At 58.8% G+C, this 19522-nt stretch carries 20 protein-coding genes; 1 reads left to right on the top strand and 19 read right to left on the bottom strand.

Going from position 1 to position 19522, the window contains the following annotated elements; all coding sequences use genetic code 11:
- Nucleotides 1-275: 275 nt before the first annotated feature.
- The 3 genes from EL26_RS21855 to EL26_RS21865 are packed head-to-tail and all read right to left on the bottom strand — an operon-like array spanning nucleotide 276 to nucleotide 3839.
- The gene (locus EL26_RS21855) at nucleotides 276-2183 is read right to left on the bottom strand and encodes an oligosaccharide flippase family protein (RefSeq protein ID WP_161780778.1); all 1908 of its coding nucleotides are present in this window, start codon (nucleotides 2181-2183) and stop codon (nucleotides 276-278) included.
- A complete protein-coding gene (locus tag EL26_RS21860) occupies nucleotides 2180-2527 on the bottom strand; it encodes an oligosaccharide flippase family protein (protein ID WP_038094353.1) in 348 nt (115 codons plus the stop codon). The genes EL26_RS21855 and EL26_RS21860 overlap by 4 nt, the downstream gene beginning before the upstream one ends.
- 13 nt (nucleotides 2528-2540) lie before the next feature.
- The gene (locus tag EL26_RS21865) at nucleotides 2541-3839 is read right to left on the bottom strand and encodes a sugar transferase (RefSeq protein ID WP_052036689.1); all 1299 of its coding nucleotides are present in this window, start codon (nucleotides 3837-3839) and stop codon (nucleotides 2541-2543) included.
- A 129-nt stretch (nucleotides 3840-3968) separates the two neighbouring features.
- Between EL26_RS21865 and EL26_RS21870 the strand changes: the two genes are divergently transcribed.
- On the top strand, nucleotides 3969-5000 hold the full coding sequence (locus EL26_RS21870) for an LCP family protein (protein ID WP_238546168.1): 1032 nt from the start codon (nucleotides 3969-3971) through the stop codon (nucleotides 4998-5000).
- A 51-nt stretch (nucleotides 5001-5051) separates the two neighbouring features.
- On the opposite strand, the gene EL26_RS21875 is transcribed toward EL26_RS21870, so the two are convergent.
- From EL26_RS21875 to EL26_RS21945, 16 genes are read right to left on the bottom strand one after another with little or no spacing between them, the layout of a single operon-like run.
- Entirely contained in the window at nucleotides 5052-5579 is a 528-nt protein-coding gene (locus tag EL26_RS21875) for a D-glycero-alpha-D-manno-heptose-1,7-bisphosphate 7-phosphatase (protein WP_052036690.1), read from the bottom strand.
- 11 nt (nucleotides 5580-5590) lie between these two features.
- Nucleotides 5591-6091 carry a D-glycero-beta-D-manno-heptose 1-phosphate adenylyltransferase gene (gene rfaE2, locus EL26_RS21880; RefSeq protein ID WP_052036691.1) on the bottom strand — a complete coding sequence of 167 codons (501 nt, stop codon included), beginning with the start codon at nucleotides 6089-6091 and terminating at the stop codon, nucleotides 5591-5593.
- 4 nt (nucleotides 6092-6095) lie between these two features.
- Nucleotides 6096-6899: a bifunctional heptose 7-phosphate kinase/heptose 1-phosphate adenyltransferase gene (locus EL26_RS21885; protein ID WP_238546169.1), complete on the bottom strand. Its 804-nt coding sequence runs from the start codon at nucleotides 6897-6899 to the stop codon at nucleotides 6096-6098.
- On the bottom strand, nucleotides 6844-7083 hold the full coding sequence (locus EL26_RS25125; RefSeq protein ID WP_052036693.1) for a hypothetical protein: 240 nt from the start codon (nucleotides 7081-7083) through the stop codon (nucleotides 6844-6846). Before EL26_RS25125 ends, EL26_RS21885 begins: the two co-directional genes overlap by 56 nt.
- Nucleotides 7070-7666: a D-sedoheptulose-7-phosphate isomerase gene (locus tag EL26_RS21890; RefSeq protein ID WP_038094358.1), complete on the bottom strand. Its 597-nt coding sequence runs from the start codon at nucleotides 7664-7666 to the stop codon at nucleotides 7070-7072. The genes EL26_RS25125 and EL26_RS21890 overlap by 14 nt, the downstream gene beginning before the upstream one ends.
- Nucleotides 7666-8838, bottom strand: coding sequence for a glycosyltransferase family 9 protein (locus tag EL26_RS21895; protein ID WP_038094360.1), 1173 nt, complete (start codon nucleotides 8836-8838; stop codon nucleotides 7666-7668). Before EL26_RS21895 ends, EL26_RS21890 begins: the two co-directional genes overlap by 1 nt.
- A 16-nt stretch (nucleotides 8839-8854) precedes the next feature.
- Nucleotides 8855-9865: a lipopolysaccharide heptosyltransferase II gene (gene waaF / locus EL26_RS24215; protein WP_052036694.1), complete on the bottom strand. Its 1011-nt coding sequence runs from the start codon at nucleotides 9863-9865 to the stop codon at nucleotides 8855-8857.
- A complete protein-coding gene (locus EL26_RS25655; RefSeq protein ID WP_038094363.1) occupies nucleotides 9853-11106 on the bottom strand; it encodes a hypothetical protein in 1254 nt (417 codons plus the stop codon). The genes waaF and EL26_RS25655 overlap by 13 nt, the downstream gene beginning before the upstream one ends.
- Nucleotides 11087-12394, bottom strand: a complete 1308-nt coding sequence (locus tag EL26_RS21910; protein WP_038094365.1) for a glycosyltransferase — start codon at nucleotides 12392-12394, stop codon at nucleotides 11087-11089. Before EL26_RS21910 ends, EL26_RS25655 begins: the two co-directional genes overlap by 20 nt.
- Nucleotides 12391-13797, bottom strand: a complete 1407-nt coding sequence (locus tag EL26_RS21915) for a polysaccharide deacetylase family protein (RefSeq protein WP_052036695.1) — start codon at nucleotides 13795-13797, stop codon at nucleotides 12391-12393. The genes EL26_RS21910 and EL26_RS21915 overlap by 4 nt, the downstream gene beginning before the upstream one ends.
- Nucleotides 13798-13804: 7 nt before the next feature.
- Nucleotides 13805-14908 carry a DegT/DnrJ/EryC1/StrS family aminotransferase gene (locus tag EL26_RS21920; RefSeq protein ID WP_038094367.1) on the bottom strand — a complete coding sequence of 368 codons (1104 nt, stop codon included), beginning with the start codon at nucleotides 14906-14908 and terminating at the stop codon, nucleotides 13805-13807.
- Complete coding sequence (locus EL26_RS21925; RefSeq protein WP_052036696.1) at nucleotides 14868-15503, bottom strand: acyltransferase; 636 nt, start codon at nucleotides 15501-15503, stop codon at nucleotides 14868-14870. Before EL26_RS21925 ends, EL26_RS21920 begins: the two co-directional genes overlap by 41 nt.
- Nucleotides 15500-16516 (bottom strand): Gfo/Idh/MocA family protein, encoded by a 1017-nt coding sequence (locus EL26_RS21930; RefSeq protein WP_038094369.1) that lies wholly within the window; start codon nucleotides 16514-16516, stop codon nucleotides 15500-15502. The genes EL26_RS21925 and EL26_RS21930 overlap by 4 nt, the downstream gene beginning before the upstream one ends.
- Nucleotides 16513-17841 (bottom strand): nucleotide sugar dehydrogenase, encoded by a 1329-nt coding sequence (locus tag EL26_RS21935; protein ID WP_038094370.1) that lies wholly within the window; start codon nucleotides 17839-17841, stop codon nucleotides 16513-16515. Before EL26_RS21935 ends, EL26_RS21930 begins: the two co-directional genes overlap by 4 nt.
- Before the next feature lie 41 nt (nucleotides 17842-17882).
- The gene (locus EL26_RS21940; RefSeq protein WP_038094372.1) at nucleotides 17883-18560 is read right to left on the bottom strand and encodes a CpsD/CapB family tyrosine-protein kinase; all 678 of its coding nucleotides are present in this window, start codon (nucleotides 18558-18560) and stop codon (nucleotides 17883-17885) included.
- Nucleotides 18550-19275 carry a YveK family protein gene (locus EL26_RS21945; RefSeq protein WP_038094374.1) on the bottom strand — a complete coding sequence of 242 codons (726 nt, stop codon included), beginning with the start codon at nucleotides 19273-19275 and terminating at the stop codon, nucleotides 18550-18552. The genes EL26_RS21940 and EL26_RS21945 overlap by 11 nt, the downstream gene beginning before the upstream one ends.
- Nucleotides 19276-19522: the final 247 nt, after the last annotated feature.

Raw genomic sequence — 19522 nt, forward strand, 5'->3', positions numbered from 1 at the left:
CGAAGAGCTTCTGGCTCGAATCGATCTTCATCTATCACTCGTTTAGTTTTCAAGGATCAATCATTGTCGCTCAGCGGCGACGTTTGCTAATATAACATGACACTCGACCAGAAGTCAACTGCCAATCTCTACTTTTTTGCTCACCGCGTCTCTTGCGGCGACAGGGACTATCTTATCATGTCCCAATCCTTTACACCATCTCTCTCCTCAAACAAACTCAAACAAAAAGACCCGTTCGCACGTCTGCAAACGAGTCTTTTCTCCCATTCTTTCCTTTACCTCGACTTCCCGTTCATCCACCGCAGCCAATTGCGAACCCCTTGCAAGAACGCCCGCCCGCCCGGCTGTTCAATCACAAAGTACGGAACCAACTTCCCTCCCCAATAAGATTTCGCCTGCGCCACACTTGGAATATTCGCGCCTACGAGATCGACCCCCGCGGCCCCGCACCTCTCCAAGTCCTCAAAAATAAACAGATCCAACAACTGCACGGCTCCCGCGTTCAAATGCTCCTTCTTCGCCCCCGCCAACCAGCCAATCGCCACACCTCCCGGCGCATGAAGCACATAAGCGGACGAAACAGGAACCCCTTCCGGCGAGCAGCACACGTACCCCAACAGATGGTCATCCCCCATACACCGCCGCGCCATCTCAAGATCATCCACCGTCAGTTGATGTTCAAACCCTTGCCGTTCCTCCGTCGCCTTCAAGCATTCCCAGACTTCGGCGGTCGACGTGGTCCTCTTGCAGAAATAGCCGAGTCTCGCCGCCTTTTTGATCCGGTTGCGGACGCCTGTGTCCGCTTTTTGCAAATCGTACGGCAGGTCCAGATGATACGTATACCGTACGCTCGTTTGAAACCCCGCCCATTGCCACGGCCGCACATCTTCCACATCCGGTGTCATAAAAAGCGGTGTCCCCAGCCCCAACGTCCGCATCTTCTCAACAAAAGCCGGGACGACTTTGTTCCACTGACTCGTAATCCGAAACGCATGGGACGTGTTCGTGGACTGAAAATGCAACGCCAAGTACGGGTTGAGCGGAGGCCGCACGATCCTGCCCTCACGATTGAGATACAGCACCGCATCCAGCCTTGGCAGTTCGTCCTGTTTCGTTTCAAAATGCACATGCAGCGGCGAAACGTTCCATTTGATCCGGTTGAACTCCAACCACCCCGGCAAGAACAACGGTTCTTGAATGACGTCCCGCTCCGCCTGTACGTCCCCTGCGATCATCGCCGCAATCCCTCGCTTCATCGCCCACCATGACAAAAACGCATGCAACAGATACCCGGCCATCCCGGAAGCGGACAGCAGCGCAACCGTCGTCAGAGGGCGTAATTCTTCAAAAACAGCGATCCCCACAACAGCCGCCGTCATCACGATCCGTACCACTTCACGCAGCAGATGCAAGTCTTGCCGTTCAAACACGACCAAATTGTTCCCAATCGGAATCGAGAGAAACTGCAAGTAGAACATCAAGCTCATCATCCGAACATATTCGCCCGACTCCCCCCAGTCCGAACCGAACACGAAGCCGAATCCCCACGGTGCGATCACGGCCATCAGCACCAAAATCGGCAACCCGATCAACGCCAAATGCTTCACGGTCTTCCAAAAAAGAGGCGGCACCTTCTCCGGTTCCTGTTGCGCCAACCGGGCGGCCTCCGCCATATAAACCTGCGAAACAGCCCCGCCGATCAGCCCGACCGGCATTCCCAACACGCGCTGAGCCAACGAATACAACCCGACAACGTGCGCTCCAAACGATGCCGTCAACAGCAAAAAAGGAATCTGCAGCAACACCCCGTTCAACAGAGTCGGCCATGTCGAAAGCAACGGAAACCGCCGATACCGTAACGCCTGCTTCCACATGCCCTTCCAAGAAGCTCGTTTGATCGAATCCCCGCTCTCTCGCCAAGCACGCTTCATCAACGTCCCGCTTCCAAGCATCCGGCTGGCAGCATCGCCCACCAACAGACCCATCGGCCCCGTCATCCCGCCGAGGCCGACCTGCACAATCGCCGCCCCCACACTCTGCGTCACCCGCGTTCTTGAAATGAGAAAAAATGCCTCTCTTCGGATCGCCCATTGATTCAGCACTTGATACACCCCGGCTCCAAGCAATGACAGCGGCAACAACCATAGATACGGAGCGAGATTCGGCGCTTTTTCCAACCTCACAAGCCGTTGTCCGACCCCCCCAGCCCGACTGCCGTGAAAGCGGTCATGACCAAGACGAGCAAGAGACACAATCCCAGCAGATCGGCCGCATCCTGCTCATCGTCCGGCAAGGGAATCGCCAATTCATACAACCACGACGCCACCACCAGCACGAGAGACAAAATCGACGTATACACCGCCAGCAGTCCAAACTCCTCCGGCGTGTACAAACGCGTCAACAAAGGAGCGATCAGAACGAGCAACCCTTGCGAGAGGACGGTTCCGCTGGCGAGCATCCCGACATTGCGGGCGAAACGGCTTTTCGGCAACTTGTTGTTCATCCATTGCATCATCGCGGTTCTCATCGGCTGTCCTCCTTCACAAATCCTTGACTCCCATCGCCGATTTGGGACCGTGCGCCTCTTTGACCCCTTCTGCTCGTGCCGGACGGGAGACGACATACACGGTCTGCAACAAGATTTTCAGATCCAGCCACAGCGAATAGTGATTGACATACCACAAGTCGCAGCGCAATTTCTCTTCCGTGTCGGTCGCATAGCCGCCCATCAACTGCGCATAGCCGCTCAACCCCGGCCGCACCAAATGGCGCAACGGATAGCCGGGGATCGTCACCTCGTACTGTTTCACAAACTCCGGACGTTCCGGGCGCGGGCCGATCAAGCTCATCTCGCCTTTGAGGATGTTGATCAATTGCGGCAGTTCATCCAAGCGCGTCGAACGCAGGATTCGGCCGATCGGCGTGATGCGCGGGTCGCGGGTTTGAGCCAGCACGGGCCCCGTGCTTTTTTCCGCATCGAAAACCATTGTGCGAAACTTGTAGATCGGGTACTCGCGGCCCAGCAAGCCGACGCGCTGCTGGGCGTAGATCGCCGGCCCGCTTGACGTAAGCGGGATCAAGATCAGGCACGCAAGCATCATCGGCGAGAACACCAGCAACATCAGCGCCGCCCCCGCCAAATCAAACCCGCGCTTCCAAAAGTTCCGCAACGCCTGCGCGGAAGGCGGCACGCTCTGGACCGTCATCCACTCGCCCATCCGACTTACCCGCCAACCCGTTGCGGCCAGGTCGTGCGGATGCGGGACCCGTTGCACTTCTTTGCCCGCCAAGATCGCCCGTTCGGCAAACTCTTGTTGAAGCGGCCACGGAACTTTTTTCCCGACGTAGAGAATCTGATACGGTTCTCTGAGAAAAGCGGCACTGTCTTGCGGCACCACCAACACCTGTACGTCGGCGATTTTGCGGCGCAGGTCGGATCGAATTTGCTCATACATCGCTTGCCCTTCTGCCGCGTCCCCCGCGATCACGACGGCCCGCTCGGCATCTTGCCACCATCGCACGAGCAGCCAGCTGCCTATTTTCAAAGCCAGTTGCAGCAGCGCGTGCCCGACCAATAGCAAACCGACCGTGCCAGCCGAAATTCCGTCCAAACTTGCGAACAAACACCACAATACCCCGTGCAACACAGCCGTTGTCCCCACACCGACCGTCAGCTCAAAGATCGTTTTTTGCCCCAAGGACTGATACAGGTTCAACAGATACGCCAACATCCACCAAACCCCGATCAGAAACGCCAACGCAACGTCCATGTCCAGCACATCTTTGACGAGTACAAACAGTACGACCCCGTCGACTCCAATCCACCCCAGACCCCTCATGTGTAATCACCCTTATCCCGAGATGAAGTCCTGCCTCTCTCTTTCGACTTCTAACACCTTATTCGAACATCTTTCGTTCATGCCCAGAATAGGTTTCTTGCGAGTAAGTATGTAAAAAGGAGTGGGCACATGAAACAAACCCGGCTTCATTCGAACCTAAAAAAACGAAAACGCCTTCTGTGGACACTCGGTCTCCTCGTCGTCGCAGCGCTGATCGCCATCGTTTGGACGTATCGGGCACTCGATCCCGGACGTCACTTTCAAGCAGGAGACGTTCCCGTGCTGGCACGGCCCGCCGTCCAGACACCTGCCCCGCAGACGCCCGCCGCCAAGCCGCCGCAAACGGCCTCCCTCCCGCAACCCTCCGACACCAATACCGTGACCCCCTCCGCTTTCAACGTCTTGCTCCTCGGCCTCGATTCCGCCGAAGCGACGATCTCCCGTACCGACGTGATCATGCTCGCTCATGTCGATCCGGCGAAGCGAACGGTGCATATCGTCTCGATCCCCCGCGACACCCGGGTCAACTTGCCCGGTGTCGGCTGGACGAAAATCAACCATGCGCATGTGGTCGGCGAACTCAACGGCGGAGAAGCGGAAGGCACCCGGATGGCCCTGCAAGCGGTCAGCAACCTGTTTCAAGTCCCGATCCACTACTACGTCAAAACGAACTTCACCGGTTTTCAAAACCTGATCGACCAAGTCGGCGGTCTGGACGTACATTTGGAGGACCCGCTCATTCTGACCGATCAGCGCCGGACGATTCCCGCAGGTACTCAACACTTCGACGGCGATCTGGCGTTGCGGTTTGTGCGCGAACGCTACTCGCTTCCCAACGGCGACTTCGGGCGGCAAGAGCACCAAGCCGTTCTCTTGAAAGCTCTCGTGCAAAAACTCCTCCAACCCGATCAGCTCAACTATTTGCCCGAACGGCTCCTCTCCCTGCACCAAAACCAAAACCTGCTGGACACCAACATCCAAGACAGCGATCTGCTCTCGCTGGCGTGGATGTTCAAAGACATGATCGACAATTCGTTCACCCACCGCTCTCTCCCCGGTCACAACTTCACCGCCCAAGACCCGCTGCTCCAACAAGAGCTGTACTACTGGAACCCCGACATGGACGCGATCGCACAACTTGTCGCCGAAGACTTCAACTGATAATCGCCCCTGCCCCCTTGGCATCAACGCATGGGGCAAGGGCGATTTTTTTCAAAGCACGAGGGAAGGAAAGCGCTCTTGCAACCACAGCGCGACCGCCAGCAAATCAGGCAGCACGAGAACTCCGTTTTCCTGCCCGCCTTCCACGTCGTCGGGAGCCAATCGAACAGACACGGCCGCGCCGGCCGCCTTGCCCGCTTCCACGTCGCTCCACTTGTCCCCGACCATCACCGATTGGGACAACTCCAACCCGTGCGCCGCCGCCAAGTCCAACAGCATCCCCGGCTCCGGCTTCCGGCACGCACATCCTTCCTCCCAATGCGGACAAACCCGAACATCCCGCAAAAAAATACCCTGCTCCGCCAAGCGCTGCCCCACGGCATCGTTGACCGCCTGCACGTCCTCCGCAGTCAGGTACCCCCGTGCCACGCCGGACTGGTTGGTGACCAAAAACAGCTCAAACCCAAGGTCCTGCATCACCTGCAAGCCTTCCGCCGCTCCGGGCAACAGCTCGACGCGGCATGGGTCTTTGAGATAGTGCAGGTCGGGAATCACCGTTCCGTCGCGATCCAGAAACACCGCCCGCCGGATCAGGACACCACCTCGTTCTGTTGCGCGCGTTGCAAGATCTTCGTCGTGGAATAGCCCGGCACGAACCGGGCCAGCACAACTTGACCTCCATAGGAGGCGACGATTTTGCTCTCCGGCAGTTGTTCCAACTCATAGTCGCCGCCTTTTACATACACATCCGGTTGCAAGAGAGCGACCAGCGGCTCCGGAGTGAGCGTTTCAAACGGCACGACGCAGGAGACAGAGCTCAGCGCGGCGAGCACCCACATGCGGTCTTCCGCGCAGTTGACCGGACGATTGCCGCCTTTGAGTTGACGCACGGATTCATCGCTGTTCACGGCGACGAGCAGAACATCCCCTTGTTGGCGGGCGAATTCCAAGTATTCGACGTGCCCGCGGTGCAGGAGATCGAAGCATCCGTTGGTAAGCACGACTTTGCTGCCGGAACGCTTTGCTTCTTGTACGTACGAGGCCGCGTCTGCAAAGGACATGATTTTTGGGGCAAGTTCCAAGCCTGCCATCGCTTCAGACCCTCCCTTGGCGGGCCGTGACGAAGATGTCCCAGACTTCACGGGACTCTTCGATCATCGCCTGCAACTTCTCCGGCGTGCAGACGGCAGTTCCCGCCTCCCGCACGACTACGGCGGCGGCATAGTTGGCGAGAATGACGCTCTCCCGAACCGGCCACCCCGACGCCAGCGCCAACGCCAGCGTGCTGACCACGGTGTCTCCGGCTCCGGTCACATCGTACACGCTGGTCGAGATCGCCGGAATGATCTCCGGTTTCCCGTCCTCCTGCCCGTCAAACAGCGCGATTCCCTCACTGCCAAGCGTAATCAAAACCGGCATTTCCCTGCCCGTTTGGTCTCGCAACAGCGCTCCTGCCTTCGCCAGAGACGCCGCGTCGTGAATCGAGAGCCCGGTTGCCAATTCTGCTTCCATGCGGTTCGGCGTGATGAGGCTGCCTTGAAACGGTGCGTACCGACGGGCTTTCGAGTCGGTGATCACCGGGAGATTCGCCTGCCGCGCCAGTTGGAGGATGCGGGTCGGGAGCGTGCCGGACAGCATCCCTTTTCGATAATCGGACAGGATGACGGCATCCGTATCCGGCAACTCGCGGGCGACCCGCTCCAACACTTGCTCTTCTGTCCATTCCGGCACCGCCGACCATTCCTCATGGTCGATTCTCAGCATCTGCTGATTGGACGCCATGACCCGTGTTTTTTGCGTGGTCGGGCGGTCTGCGATCGAAACCAACAGATCGGGGCTCACGTCAAACCGCCGGATTGACCTGCGCAAGTCCTCTCCCGCCGTGTCTTCTCCAATCACGCCGATCAACCGCACCTGCGCCCCCCGCCACATACGACTCGCGCAAGACTTCCACGACCGGCACCGGCGCTTCGGGAGACAGGCGTGTCGCCCTCCCCCACAGGTAGCGGTCCAGCATGAGATCCCCGATCACCAACACCCGCCAACGGGACAGCGTGGAAAAAAACGAATCAACCGCGACCATCGCGAGCGTCCTCCTCCAGACCCAGCATCTCCTGCACCAAGTCGCACCAGATGTGGCCGATGGTGATGTGAATCTCTTGAATCCGTGCCGTCACGGAACTCGGGACGTTCAACAGCACGTCGCTGACTTCCGCCAACCTTCCGCCCGGCACGCCCGTCAGCGAAATGACCGTCATGCCCAGTTCCTTCGCCGCATGGGCGGCCTCCACGACATTGTCCGAATTGCCGCTCGTCGAGATTGCGACCAACACATCTCCCGGCCCCCCCAAGGCCCGCACTTGCCGCGAAAAAATCTGGGCAAACGAATAGTCATTGCCCGCCGCCGTCAAAATCGAAGTATCCGTCGTCAACGACATCGCGGCCAACGGACGCCGGTCATACGTAAACCGCACCACGAACTCCGCCGCCAAATGTTGCGCATCCGCCGCACTTCCCCCGTTCCCGCAAAAAAGCAACTTCCCACCCTCTCGCAACGACTGGGCCATCTGCTCCGCCGCCCGCCAGATGCTGTCTTCCAAGATATCCGCCGTTGCCTGTTTCGCCAGCGCACTTTCTTGCAGCGCCCGTGCGATTTTACTTTTCATCAAACCAATTCCCCCCAATGGTTGATGTTGTCCAGATCGAGTGCCGCCACCACTTGCGCAGGCTGAATCGATGTCATACAGATCGGATTCGAGCACGTTTTGAACTGTCCGCGTGCGACGTTGATGCAAGGAGAACAAGACAAATCGGCGGAAACCGCTCGGTTCCCTTGCCCAAGCGGTCCCCATTTGACCGGCGTGTTGGGGCCGTACAGCCCCACCGTTCGCACGCCCATCGCGGCGGCCAGATGCATCGGGCCGGAATCATTGCCGACAAAAGCATCGACACGCGACAACAACGCCGCCAGTTCCCGAATCGTCGTGGAGCCCGCCGCCACCATCGCCCGCTCGCCGATCTCCTGTTGCATCTGTTGCAGGGTCTCCCGCTCCTCCGGCGAACCGACCAAGAGCAGATGGGCCCCGTGCGTGTCGGCGAGCAGGCGGCACAGGTGCACAAACTGCGCAAGGGGCCATCTGCGACCGGTCGCCGTCGAACCTGACAGCGGATGCACCGCCACCAACAGCCCGCCCTCATACCCCAATTCTTGCAAAAGCGCATCTGCCCGCAACTGCTCTTGTTTCGACACCGTCACGGCGACCAGTCGCTCGGGATCGGGAGCCGCCCCGAACAGCGGGGTCAGCAAATCCAGATAGCAATGCGACTCGTGCCGCCGCTCCTCATAGCGCACGAGGTCGGTGTAGGCTTCGTCGACTTGCTTGCCCGGTGTGGAAAAACCAACTCGCTTGGGCGCCCCGCTGAGCAACGTGACCAAGCCCGTCAGAGCCGAATATTGCTCGGTGTCGATCACCAGGTCATAGTTCCGTGCGTTGACTTCCTTTATTAACTGACGCATGCGCAACAGCGCTTTTTGCGGCGCTCCGTAGATGTCGACCGTCAGGATTTCGTCCAAGTCGGGCGAGCTTTCCAAGATCGGCAATGCCCGCGGCCCGGTCAACATCTCAATGCGGGCATGGGGAAGAGACTCCCTCAACCGGCGAAGCATCGGGAGGGCGTTCACCGCATCTCCCATGGCGGCGAGGAGAATCACCAAGACTCTATGGACCTGAACCTGAACCTGCTCCCGTTCCCGAAACACGAACCGTCTCGCGGCGATCCTCACTCCCGTTCGACCGATCAGGCGCTCCATCGATTTCATCCATTCTTTGCGGCCCATCACCCTCACCCCGCGTTCAAGAGAGATTCTCGATCTCTGCCAACACCTGCCGGATCTCCAGACTTCTCATGCAGCGGTGTTCAAACCGGCAGTCCTCCGGCTTGCCGTGCAGGTAGCACGGACTGCAGGGCACGTCAACTTTTACCACACGGTGCTTCTCCCCAAGCGGTGCCACCAGCCGAGGGTCGGTCGGGCCAAACAGAGCCACGGTCGGCGTCCCCACGGCCGCCGCGATATGCAACGGCCCCGTGTCGCCGCCGACGAACACCTGACAACGCGACACCAGCACGGCGAACTCCGTGAGCGTCCGCCCGACTCCCCACAAGCCGGTTCCTCCCAGCGCGTCCTGCACCGCCTGACAGAGATCCTCATCGTCACGCCCGCCGAAAATCGCAACGCGATACCCCGCGTTTTGCAACTCCGCCGCAAGCGTTGCAAACTTCTCCACCGGCCACCGCTTATACGCAAACGTCATGCCGGGATTGACCCCCCCGCCGGGGAACAGCCCGATCACCGGATGCTGCTCCTCCCCTTCCCAGAAGGTCTGCACCCGCACGTCCTCCGGCAAAAACATCTCCGTTCGCGGCCGCTCCGAAAGGGGTCGCCCCAGTGCCTCCAACACACTCAAATTCCGCAACACCTCATGTTGCTCCGGATCAAACGCCACCGTCTCCGTCAACAAAACCCGGCTCCCTTTTTGCCGAAACCCGACCCGCTGCCGGATTCCCGCGCCAAGCGTCAGCAGCGGGGCCAGCGGCGACCGATGGAGGATCAACGCCAAATCATAGCGCTCCTTGCGCAAGTCCCGCACGATCTCCCGCGCCATGCGCACCCGTTGCCATCCGCGCACCCGCCACGGGTCGAACAAATGCAACCGATCAACGCCCGGATGATGCGCCAACACCTCCCGCGACCACGGCAGCGTCATCACGCCGACATACGAAGCAAACGCACACACTTCCCGCACCAACGGCGTGGCAAACACCATATCGCCAATCGCGCCAAACTTCACGATCACCACCCGCACGCAGATTCCCCCCGATCCCGACCCGGCCGTTTCCACGTCCTGACCTGCAACGCAGCGCCGAGTCCAAACCACGCAAACACATTCACCGGAAACGATGTCAGATACGGCGTAATGTTGGAGACGAGCAACACGATCACGAAGTACGCCAGATTCACAAACGCCAGATCCGCATGCTTTCGCTCCCCCTGCACCGACACGGCCCGCCAAGCTCTCCATCCGGCAAGCAGGGCGTTCCACAGCAACAGCAGAAATGCCACCAACACAGGCACCCCGTAGTTATAAGCCAAGAAATAGAACTGATTCTCAAACTTCATCAGCCCGTGCTCCGCTCCGAACAGCCACTCGATCCACGTTGATTTCTTGACGAAAAAGTCCCAGAACATCCGGTGCTCCGCCAACCGTCCGATATCTGCCGTGTCCCCGCTCAGCTTTTGCAATTTGTACAACGTCTCTTGAAACAATTCCGACTGCCAAGCCGCGATCATCAGCCCGGTCAACCCCAAGCCCGCCAACCAGAGCGCCCGGCCTCCGAGCACCGCCGCACAGACCAGCAGATAGACCACCATCGCCACCTGCCCGGCGACGGTCACGGTATATAGCTGAATCAACCCGACCCACACGATCCCCGCGAGCGACCAGACGACATCCATCCCCTTGGTCGGATGGCGCAGTTGCCACAGGAACTGGCCGAGCAAGAAAATGCTGAACAAACTCAACAGTTCCGGCCCGCCAAGCGTCGAGATGATCCGGCCGAAGTGCGGCCCGACGAACCCGATCGCTTTTTGATACAACCCGATTCCCAGCACGACCCACGCAATCCAGCGGATCAGCCGCGTATACGAAGGCAAGTCTGCTTCGTCACGCAACACGAATTCCGCCAACACCGTCGCGAAACTGAAGCCGAGCAAGTCGATCATGTCGATGAAGACTTCGGTGGGTTGCTTCCAAAACGAGATCAGCAACAACAGCATCCCTGTGACGAACAGCAACATCAGATGACCTCGGGGCACCAAGCCGCGGATCACCAGCGTTTTGCGCTCCGGATCAGACCGCACCGCCAGGAGGGCAAGCACCCCCAACCAGACCGCGTTTTTTAAGATCAGATACAGATACACGCCTCCGAAGCCCGGATACTCCACTTGGTGCGGGTTGAAGTTCAAGAGCCACACATAACTGTAATGCAACGACGCATACCAGAAAAAAAGCTTGGCTGCCGTCGTGCTAAACCCGCGCGGTTTCATGCCCGGTGCTCACCTCTTCCAGCAGAGCCGCCAATCGGGTCGTCTGCACAGCGCGGGAAAATCCGTCGACAAATGCCCAATCCGGCGTCCCGCTAACTTGCTTCTCCTCCAACAATCCTTGCAAGTGATCGGCAATCTGCACGACATCGTTCGTTCCGGTCACCCATGCGGGACCGTACCGGTGCAACAGTTTCTCCAACTCGGTCTCCCTCGGGATCATCGCCAAGATCGGGTTGCCTGTCGCCATGTACTCAAACACCTTGCCCGTCAACACATGGCGGTTGGCCGCTCCGACAAACAACAGCAACAGATCGGCCCCCGCTTGCAACTCCAACGTGTCCTCGACCCCGACATGCCCCGGCATCTGCACGATATCCGACAGCCCCATCTCCTGAACCAACTCGCCAAACGGCACCCGTCCCGCCAAGATCACTTCCAGACGAGTTGCCAAGTCGGGGACGTTTTGCTTCAGCTGTTGCAACGCGAGGAGAAAATAATACGGGCTCTGCTGATTGTCAGCAGGCGGCACGTCATGGCCGTTAAAAGTACCCGTGTACACCACCCGCAACTTTCGCGGTTCCGAATCACCGGCTCCCTCCCGTAGCATCCGGCGCAACAACGCCGCTTCCTCACGATCTTCCGGGTCGTACCCGTTGCGGATCACGTGAAACTTCCGCGCCAGATACGGATACTGCGACACGTACTCCAACCGCATGCTCTCCGTCGCCAAAATCACCGCGGACGCCGCCTGCAGCACGCGCTCCTCCTGCCGGCGGTGGCGCGTCGTGTTCCAAACCTTCGACGGATTGAGCGTCCACGCATCGCGCAAGTCACAGACAAACGGCACCCTCAGCGCCGCCGCAACCTGCTCCGCCAGCAGGAACGAACTCCACGGATACCCCGTTGCCACCACGACCCGAATTTCCGGATACAACGCTTGCAGCTGCGGCACCGTCGCCCGGCCCGCTCGAATCCAAGACCGGTACTTATCAGGAAAAAACACGGTGCTCTGCATCCACCTCTTGATCCAAACGGGCAGCACCCGCCGCCTTTTTCCCGCCGCTCCCGATCCACCCGGCTTTGGCAAAAACGGCTCTGCCGTCCGCACCACCTCCACCCCGCGCAAGTCGCTTGCCATCCGGGGTTCGAGATCTCCCTCGGCAGCCGTCGTCAGCACGATCGGACGCCATCCCGCTTGCGGCAAGTATTTCGTCCACTTCACAGCCCGCACGACCTCAATGCCGGTGAAAGGCGGGAAGTAAAAGCTCAACAGCAACACATCGTTCATGGCAACAACTCCTGCACCGTCAGGGTTTTGGAATTTTGAGAATCCTCTCCACGCACCATTTCCGCCAAGTCCTCGACCACTTGAGCGTACAAGTCCCGCTGAGCCTGTGTCACCAACGTGCTGTTGTGCCACAACAGCACGAACTCGCCCTGGTACTTCCGGCAGACCAGCGCCAATTTCCGAATCTCGCGGTACGCCTCCGCTTCCGATACCCCCAGATACTGCGCATCCAAAAACGTGATCTCCATCGCAACCAACGGTCTCTCCCGCACGTTCAACGTCTTCCGTGCCAACACGTCGAATACGGGATACTCCCAGCAAACCCCGGCCCGAAATCCCGGGTACCGGGCATACCCGAGCGTACTGTCACAGACCATCCCCGCCTCTTCCCAGATCCGCCACGTCTCCGGCACGGAAAAGCGCAGATAATGCTGACGGCCCTCTTGCACGGGTTGACCCACCACCTGCTCCAGCGCCGCTTTTTCCTCGTTCCACTGCCGGGCATCCGTGGACGACGCATAACTTGGATGAAACCCGACCACATGCCCGCGCCGCTCCATCTCCGCCAGCAACGACACCGCCCGTTCTTCCCCAATCTCAAAAAAACGATCATGCTGCGTGACTCCGCCGCTCATCCAGTAAAAGCGCGAGGGCACGCGCTGTTTTTCCGAGAGGTCCATCAGCCACGCAAACGTGTCATACGGGTCTCTTTCCCGACCCCGCAACACCCCGATGATCCGCTTGAGGGTCTGCCACGCTTTTTTTCGGTCCCGGCGTTTGATCAGATCGCCCGCCAAGTTGTGCAGCATCGCTTTTTTGTTCTTCCAAAGGTAGAGAAAGTCCACATCGTGCGTCAGATGGTACTGAAACTTCCGCTCTTTGCGTTCCTGTTGCAACCCCAGCTGACGCAACAGATTCCAGAGAAACTCCGCATATTCGCACACGACGGGACGGTGCAAAAAGCCGTGCCGCACCGCGACACTGGACTCCGCCGGAAACCGTCCGTGTCCGTCTCGATCCTGTACGACCGCCTCTTCCCAACGGGAGAGCATGAAGAAAGCCGAAGCGAACAGATCAACCCCGCACTCCATGCGCTTGGTTGTGAACTTGATGTCCCCCGTTCCGTACAACACCAGCAGATCCGACTCCGGCGCAAACGGCATCTTCACGCGGCGGACTTTCGGAGGAAGCATCTCCTTGGTCAGATAGCCCGCCGTCTCGTCACACTGTCCGAAAAAATGATCCTCGAACGCAAGCATACTGCCATTGTCGAGCCAGAGCAGATACTCGTGGCCCTCCCCCTCCGTCACGGTACAGGGGAGACCCAGAAACTCCTCGATCATCGTTTTGATGATGTAAAACTTCTCCGGCATAAATCCCGGCGGCACCGTCACGAGCAGCATGGAGGAGTCACCCCCTCAGCACCTTGCGCACCGCATCCGCAACCCGAACTTGAACGTCGGTCCCCATCCCCGGCCAGATCGGCAAGGACAGCACTTCTGTCGCCAACTGCTCCGCGACCGGGCACGACGGACCATTACCCAGAGCGGGCATCGTCGACAGCGGAACCGGGTAGTAGACCATGGTATGGATTCCGATATCCGCCAAACTTTGGCGGAGGAGTTCTCTTTTTTCATGCAGGACGCGGACGGTGTATTGGTGGTACACGTGCTTGCGGTCCGGCGCATGATAGGGAGTGATCAGGCCGGGCACATCCTCCAGCAAGTAGTCGTACCGCAGGGCGGCTTGCTCGCGTTCGAAGTTGCGCCGATCCAAGTGCGGCAATTTGACTCGCAAAACCGCCGCTTGCAATTCATCCAAGCGGGAGTTGTACCCGATCTGCTCGTTGAAATATTTTTTCTTCGACCCGTGCGTCCGCAACATCCGCGCGGTCTCCGCCATCTCGTCGGAGTTCGTGACGAGCATCCCCGCGTCACCAAACGCCCCCAAGTTTTTGGAAGGGAAGAAGGAAAAGCAACCGACCTCGCCGAACGCCCCGAGTTTTTTGCCGCGATACTCCCCGCCGAACGCTTGTGCCGCATCCTCCACAATCTGCAATCCGTGCAGATCGGCCAACGCTTGCAACGAATCCATCTCGGCCGCTTGCCCGAACAGATGCACGGGCAAGATCGCCTTGGTGCGCGGCGTGATCCGATCGGCTGCCTGATCGGGGTCAAGATTGAACGTCGCCGGGTCCACATCGGCAAAAACCGGCACGGCCCCGACCTGAGCGATCGCCTCCCCCGTCGCAAAAAACGTAAACGGCGACGTGATCACCTCATCCCCCGCTCCAATGCCCGCCGCCCGCAACCCGATCACCAGCGCATCCGTGCCGGAATTCAACGCCACTGCGTGCCGGCTCCCCAGATAGGCGGCGACCTCCTGTTCAAAAAGCCCGACATTCGGCCCCATGATAAAGTGGCCCGACCGCAGCACCCCCTGCATCGCGGTCATCAGTTCCTCCCATTGCTCCTCAATTTCCGGTTGCAGATCCAAAACCGGTATGCGTTGCATCCCTTTTGTCCCCTTCCTTGGTGACTTGCACAACGGTTTGCTCGCCTTGTTGCTCATAGGCACGTTCGCACGCGCGGCAGACCGCGTGCGCTTTTTCAAAGGTCAACAGCTCACCGCAAACACACGCCCAGCCAATCACTTGTGCGGGAACTCCTGCGACGACCGCGTGGGGAGGCACCTGTTTCGTGACCACGGCCCCCGCCGCGACCATGGCGTGCTCACCCAGAGTAACGCCGCAGACAATCGTGGCGTTCGCCCCGATCGACGCGCCGCGCAAGACACGCGTTTCCAGATACTCCTCGCTGGTGTTGCGGGGAAATGCCGCCCTCGGCGTTTTCACATTGGTAAACACCATGCTCGGGCCGCAGAACACATCGTCTTCCAGAATCACGCCTTCGTAGAGCGACACGTTGTTTTGAATGCGGGCGTTGTTGCCGATGCGCACATGATTTGCCACGAATACGTTTTGCCCAAGCGAGCACCCTTTGCCGATCTGCGCCCCGCCCATGACGTGCGAGAAATGCCAAATCTTCGTCCCTTCCCCGATGGAAGCACCAGGATCGACAACCGCCGTCTCATGCTGAAAAAACTTCATCGAACCACGCCTTCCTTCATTCGTTGTGCCGCTTGTTGCAAGACGCGCACCACTTGTTCGGCGCTCTCTCCGTCCGAGAGCGGTGTTTGGCGGTGTTGCACGCAGTCCAAGAAATGCTGACATTCCAAACGCAAGGGAGCGGTGTCTCCTTGGAAGACGACTTCTGACGCCTCTTCCCATGTCGAGAGGTCTTCGCGAACGCCTTTGCGGTGCCACGTCACGGTTTGCGTTTGTTCGTCGTACTCCAACATTCCGCGTGTGCCCGCCACCATCAATCGTCGTTCTTGCACAGGCCACAGCCACGAGACGTGCAGATGTGCGTGCACGCCGCCTGCGAAGCCGAGATGCACGTGCACATCATCGGCGATCGCCGCTTCGGGTTGAAGAACGCATTGTCCGCTGGCTGTGATCGTTTGAGGGCTGTTTCCGACGAGATGATGCAGCACCGCGAGATCGTGTGCGCCAAAGCTCCACAGCACGTCTTCGTTTTGGCGAACTCGGCCGAGCTTCAAGCGTTTTTGATGGAGGCTTTGCAACGGGCCCAATTCACCGCGTTCCAGAAACGACTTGATAAACTGGATCGCCGGTTGGTACAGCAAGAGATGACCGACCATGAGGACCGCCTCCTGCTCGCGGGCGATCCGGTTCACCTCCACGGCGTCCTCGACGGTGAGCGTCATCGGTTTTTCGAGAAAAACGTCCATGCCCGCCAGCAAGAACTCCCGCGCAAGAGCAAAATGGGTGGGGGCCGGTGTGGCGATCACGACGGCTCGAATGTCCTGTGCTTCTGGCTCCTTTGCCTGAAGTTGCAACAACTCTTCGCAGGACTCCAGCACGTGCACGGTCGGAAAGTCGGCGTGCACTTTTTTCCGAATCTCGGGACTTGGGTCGACAACCGCGGCGAGGGCGCCCAGTTGCGCGAAGGTTTTGACGAGGTTCTGCCCCCACTGTCCGGCACCGAGGACGGCGACTTTGACGGCGGATGCGGCTTCGGCTTCGGCTGTGCGGCTCACAGCAACGTCACCTTCTCTCGTCCTTCTGTGAGGGAGCGTGTCACGTTGCGGGTGTCCAAAACGAGATGCGCATGGTGGAGCACCATCTGGTACTCGACTTCGCTGTGATCGGTCGTGATCAGCACGAGATCGCACGATTCCACAAGCTCGCCGGTCAGCGCCTGCGAACTCATCTCCACGCCGTGCTCCTCAAAAGCGGGGACCAGCGGATCGTGGTAGAGCACGTGCGCACCGTTTTGTTTGAGAAGACGAATGACCTCGATGGCAGGAGATTCCCGGAAGTCGCCGAGGTCTTTTTTGTACGCAACGCCCAGGACGAGGATCGTGGATTGCGACAACGCTTTGCCCGCCCCGTTGAGCACGCGTTGCGTTTTTTCCAACACGAATTCCGGCATCCGGCGGTTGACCTCGCCGGCGAGTGCGATGAAGTGCGTGTTGAAGTTCAGCTCCTTCGCCTTCCACTCCAGATAGTGCGGGTCGATCGGGATGCAATGCCCGCCGACCCCCAGCCCGGGATAGAACGGCATGATGCCAAACGGCTTCGTGTTCGCGGCGTCCAACACGTCCCAGATGCTCACGTTCATGCGGTCGCAGAGCAGAGTCAACTCGTTGACCAAGGCGATGTTGACCGCACGGAATGTATTTTCAAATACCTTCACCAGCTCCGCCGTCTTGGCACTGGACACGGTGACCACATGTTCCACCGTCTGTTTGTAAAACGTCTCGGCAGCGTACAAAGACTGCGGCCCCACGGCGCCGACGATCTTGTTGGTGTTTTTGGTTGTGTAGCGTTGGTTCCCCGGATCGACCCGCTCCGGAGAATGCGCGAGGAAAAAATCGACTTCCCGCTGCAAACCCGACGCTTCCAAAATCGGCAACATCACTTCATCCGTCGTGCCCGGATAGGTGGTGGATTCAAGCGCGATCAAATGCCCCGGACGCAGATGCCGCGCGATGGCATGGGTGACGCTCTCGACATACTGGAGGTCGGGCGTCCGGTTTTTGGTCAACGGGGTGGGAACACAGATAATCAGAGCGTCCATCGTTTCCACGTCGTTGAAGTCGCATACCGCTTTGAGCAAACCTTGCTCGACCAGCGGGCGCAGCTCTTCTGTTTTTACATCCGCGATGTAGCTTTGGCCTTGGTTTACCTGTTGCGCGCGCAACGGGTTGTGTTCGATGCCGATGACCCGGTAGCCGACTTTTGCTTTTTCCACCGCGAGCGGCAACCCGACATACCCCAGTCCGATCACCCCGACTGTCGCTGTCTTTGTTTCGATTTTTTCGATCAGCTCTGTAAGTACGTTCGTTTTTGTCGATTCCATGTACCTTACCCCACTTTTCCCCATCAGGTATCTCCGTCTTGTTACGATTCGAAGTACCCTTCGTTATCGGTCTCGGTGATTTGGTTGAGCACGGCCCCCAGCACGGGGATTCCGACATGCGCCAACAAGCCTTTGCTTTTTTTGACCAACGGGCTGGCGACTTTGCCGCTGTGTACGACGAGCAGCGCACCGTCGACGCACGGGGCGAGAACCTGTGCATCCGTTACGGGCAGAAGAGGCGGCGTATCGATCAAGATCATGTCAAACCGATCACGCGCTTGTGCCACCAAGTCTTGCATCGCTTTCGAGCCGAGCAGTTCCGCCGGATTGGGCGGTGTCGTGCCTGCCGTGAGCACGAGGAGGCCTGGGATGTCCGCCACCTCTTGCAACGCATCGTCAAGTCGGCACTCCCCTGTGAGCAGATGAGACAGCCCCGCAACGTTGGAGATCGGAAAGACGTGGTGCATGAAAGGTTTGCGCAGGTCGGCGTCGATCAGGAGCACGTTTTGCCCGGCTTGGATCATCGTGACCGCGAGATTGCTGATCACCGTGGATTTGCCTTCGCCTTGTTTCGTGCTGGTGATCAAGATCGTTTTGAGTTCTTCGTCCCGGCCTTGGGTATAAAGCAGGTTCGTTCGCAGCGTGCGGTACGCTTCGGCGGCCGGCGATTTGGGATCGTCCAGACTCACAATCGAACAGAGACCGCGCCTAGTTCTCATGAGCGACACCACCTAACGTCGAATCGGGATCGTTCTGTTTCTTTCTTGCTTTTTTGACCATCGGAATCGTGCCGAGCACCGGCACTTCCAGATCCTCGACCAATTGCGCTTCCGTCTTCATCGTCTTGTCGAACTTCTCAAACAACACGGCCAACCCGACCCCTGCCAGCAGAGCTGCCACAAACGCCATCCCCATTAAAAAAAACGGTCTGGGGCTGACCGGTTGCGGGCTGTTCTGCAACTCCGCATAATCGAGCACAAACAGGTAATTGGTCCCCATGATCGTATTGGACTCACGTTGGGCTCGGTCGGCAAAACGGTTGGCGATCTTCATCGCTTGGTCCGCCTGTCTGTCGGTGACCGTGATCGAGGCAACGAGCGAATTGTTCTCGACTTTCACATCGATCTGCTTCAACAACTCCTCCGGGGTTGTGGTCAGACCCAGATCATCGATGACTCCTTTCACCACCCGCCGGCTTTTGATGATCTGCTCAAACGTGTTCAGCAACTGGCCGCTGGCCATGAGATCGTTATATTCGATTCCCGCGACAGCCGGCGGCTTTTTCACGATCAGAGTGGACGTCGCTTCATACTTGGGTTCCAAGACGTAGTAGCTGACCAACCCTGCGCACAGCACCGCAACGGCTGCCAACCCCCAGATGAAGAGCCATCGTCGCCTCAGCACGGCCCATAACTGCGTGATGTCAATTTCCATGTGCTGTCCGTCCCCCCTCAGGTAACCTCACATAAACCTCGCTGCACAATGCGCACTTACAAGGTTGTTCAATGAACTCTATTCGTTGTAGGAGTTTCAAATGCAAGTCCGAGGACAGACGCAAAAAAAGACCTGATCCGCACTGGATCAGGTCTTTTTCTTTGCGCTATGCGGTTGTTCCGTTTGCCTCGCGACGTCCTACTCTCCCGGGACCCTGCGGTCCGAGTACCATCGGCGCTGGAAAGCT

The organism is Tumebacillus flagellatus (assembly GCF_000714935.1).
Classification (GTDB): Bacteria; Bacillota; Bacilli; order Tumebacillales; family Tumebacillaceae; genus Tumebacillus; species Tumebacillus flagellatus.

Bases quoted from the DNA above. Each gene is read 5' to 3' on its own strand.
- EL26_RS21860 (WP_038094353.1), bottom strand. From the start codon at position 2,527: ATGAGAACCGCGATGATGCAATGGATGAACAACAAGTTGCCGAAAAGC.
- EL26_RS21865 (WP_052036689.1), bottom strand. From the start codon at position 3,839: ATGAGGGGTCTGGGGTGGATTGGAGTCGACGGGGTCGTACTGTTTGTA.
- EL26_RS21870 (WP_238546168.1), top strand. From the start codon at position 3,969: ATGAAACAAACCCGGCTTCATTCGAACCTAAAAAAACGAAAACGCCTT.
- rfaE2 (WP_052036691.1), bottom strand. From the start codon at position 6,091: ATGGCAGGCTTGGAACTTGCCCCAAAAATCATGTCCTTTGCAGACGCG.
- EL26_RS25125 (WP_052036693.1), bottom strand. From the start codon at position 7,083: ATGGTCGCGGTTGATTCGTTTTTTTCCACGCTGTCCCGTTGGCGGGTG.
- EL26_RS21890 (WP_038094358.1), bottom strand. From the start codon at position 7,666: ATGAAAAGTAAAATCGCACGGGCGCTGCAAGAAAGTGCGCTGGCGAAA.
- EL26_RS21895 (WP_038094360.1), bottom strand. From the start codon at position 8,838: ATGGGCCGCAAAGAATGGATGAAATCGATGGAGCGCCTGATCGGTCGA.
- EL26_RS25655 (WP_038094363.1), bottom strand. From the start codon at position 11,106: ATGAAACCGCGCGGGTTTAGCACGACGGCAGCCAAGCTTTTTTTCTGG.
- EL26_RS21910 (WP_038094365.1), bottom strand. From the start codon at position 12,394: ATGAACGATGTGTTGCTGTTGAGCTTTTACTTCCCGCCTTTCACCGGC.
- EL26_RS21915 (WP_052036695.1), bottom strand. From the start codon at position 13,797: ATGCTGCTCGTGACGGTGCCGCCGGGATTTATGCCGGAGAAGTTTTAC.
- EL26_RS21920 (WP_038094367.1), bottom strand. From the start codon at position 14,908: ATGCAACGCATACCGGTTTTGGATCTGCAACCGGAAATTGAGGAGCAA.
- EL26_RS21925 (WP_052036696.1), bottom strand. From the start codon at position 15,503: ATGAAGTTTTTTCAGCATGAGACGGCGGTTGTCGATCCTGGTGCTTCC.
- EL26_RS21935 (WP_038094370.1), bottom strand. From the start codon at position 17,841: ATGGAATCGACAAAAACGAACGTACTTACAGAGCTGATCGAAAAAATC.
- EL26_RS21940 (WP_038094372.1), bottom strand. From the start codon at position 18,560: ATGAGAACTAGGCGCGGTCTCTGTTCGATTGTGAGTCTGGACGATCCC.
- EL26_RS21945 (WP_038094374.1), bottom strand. From the start codon at position 19,275: ATGGAAATTGACATCACGCAGTTATGGGCCGTGCTGAGGCGACGATGG.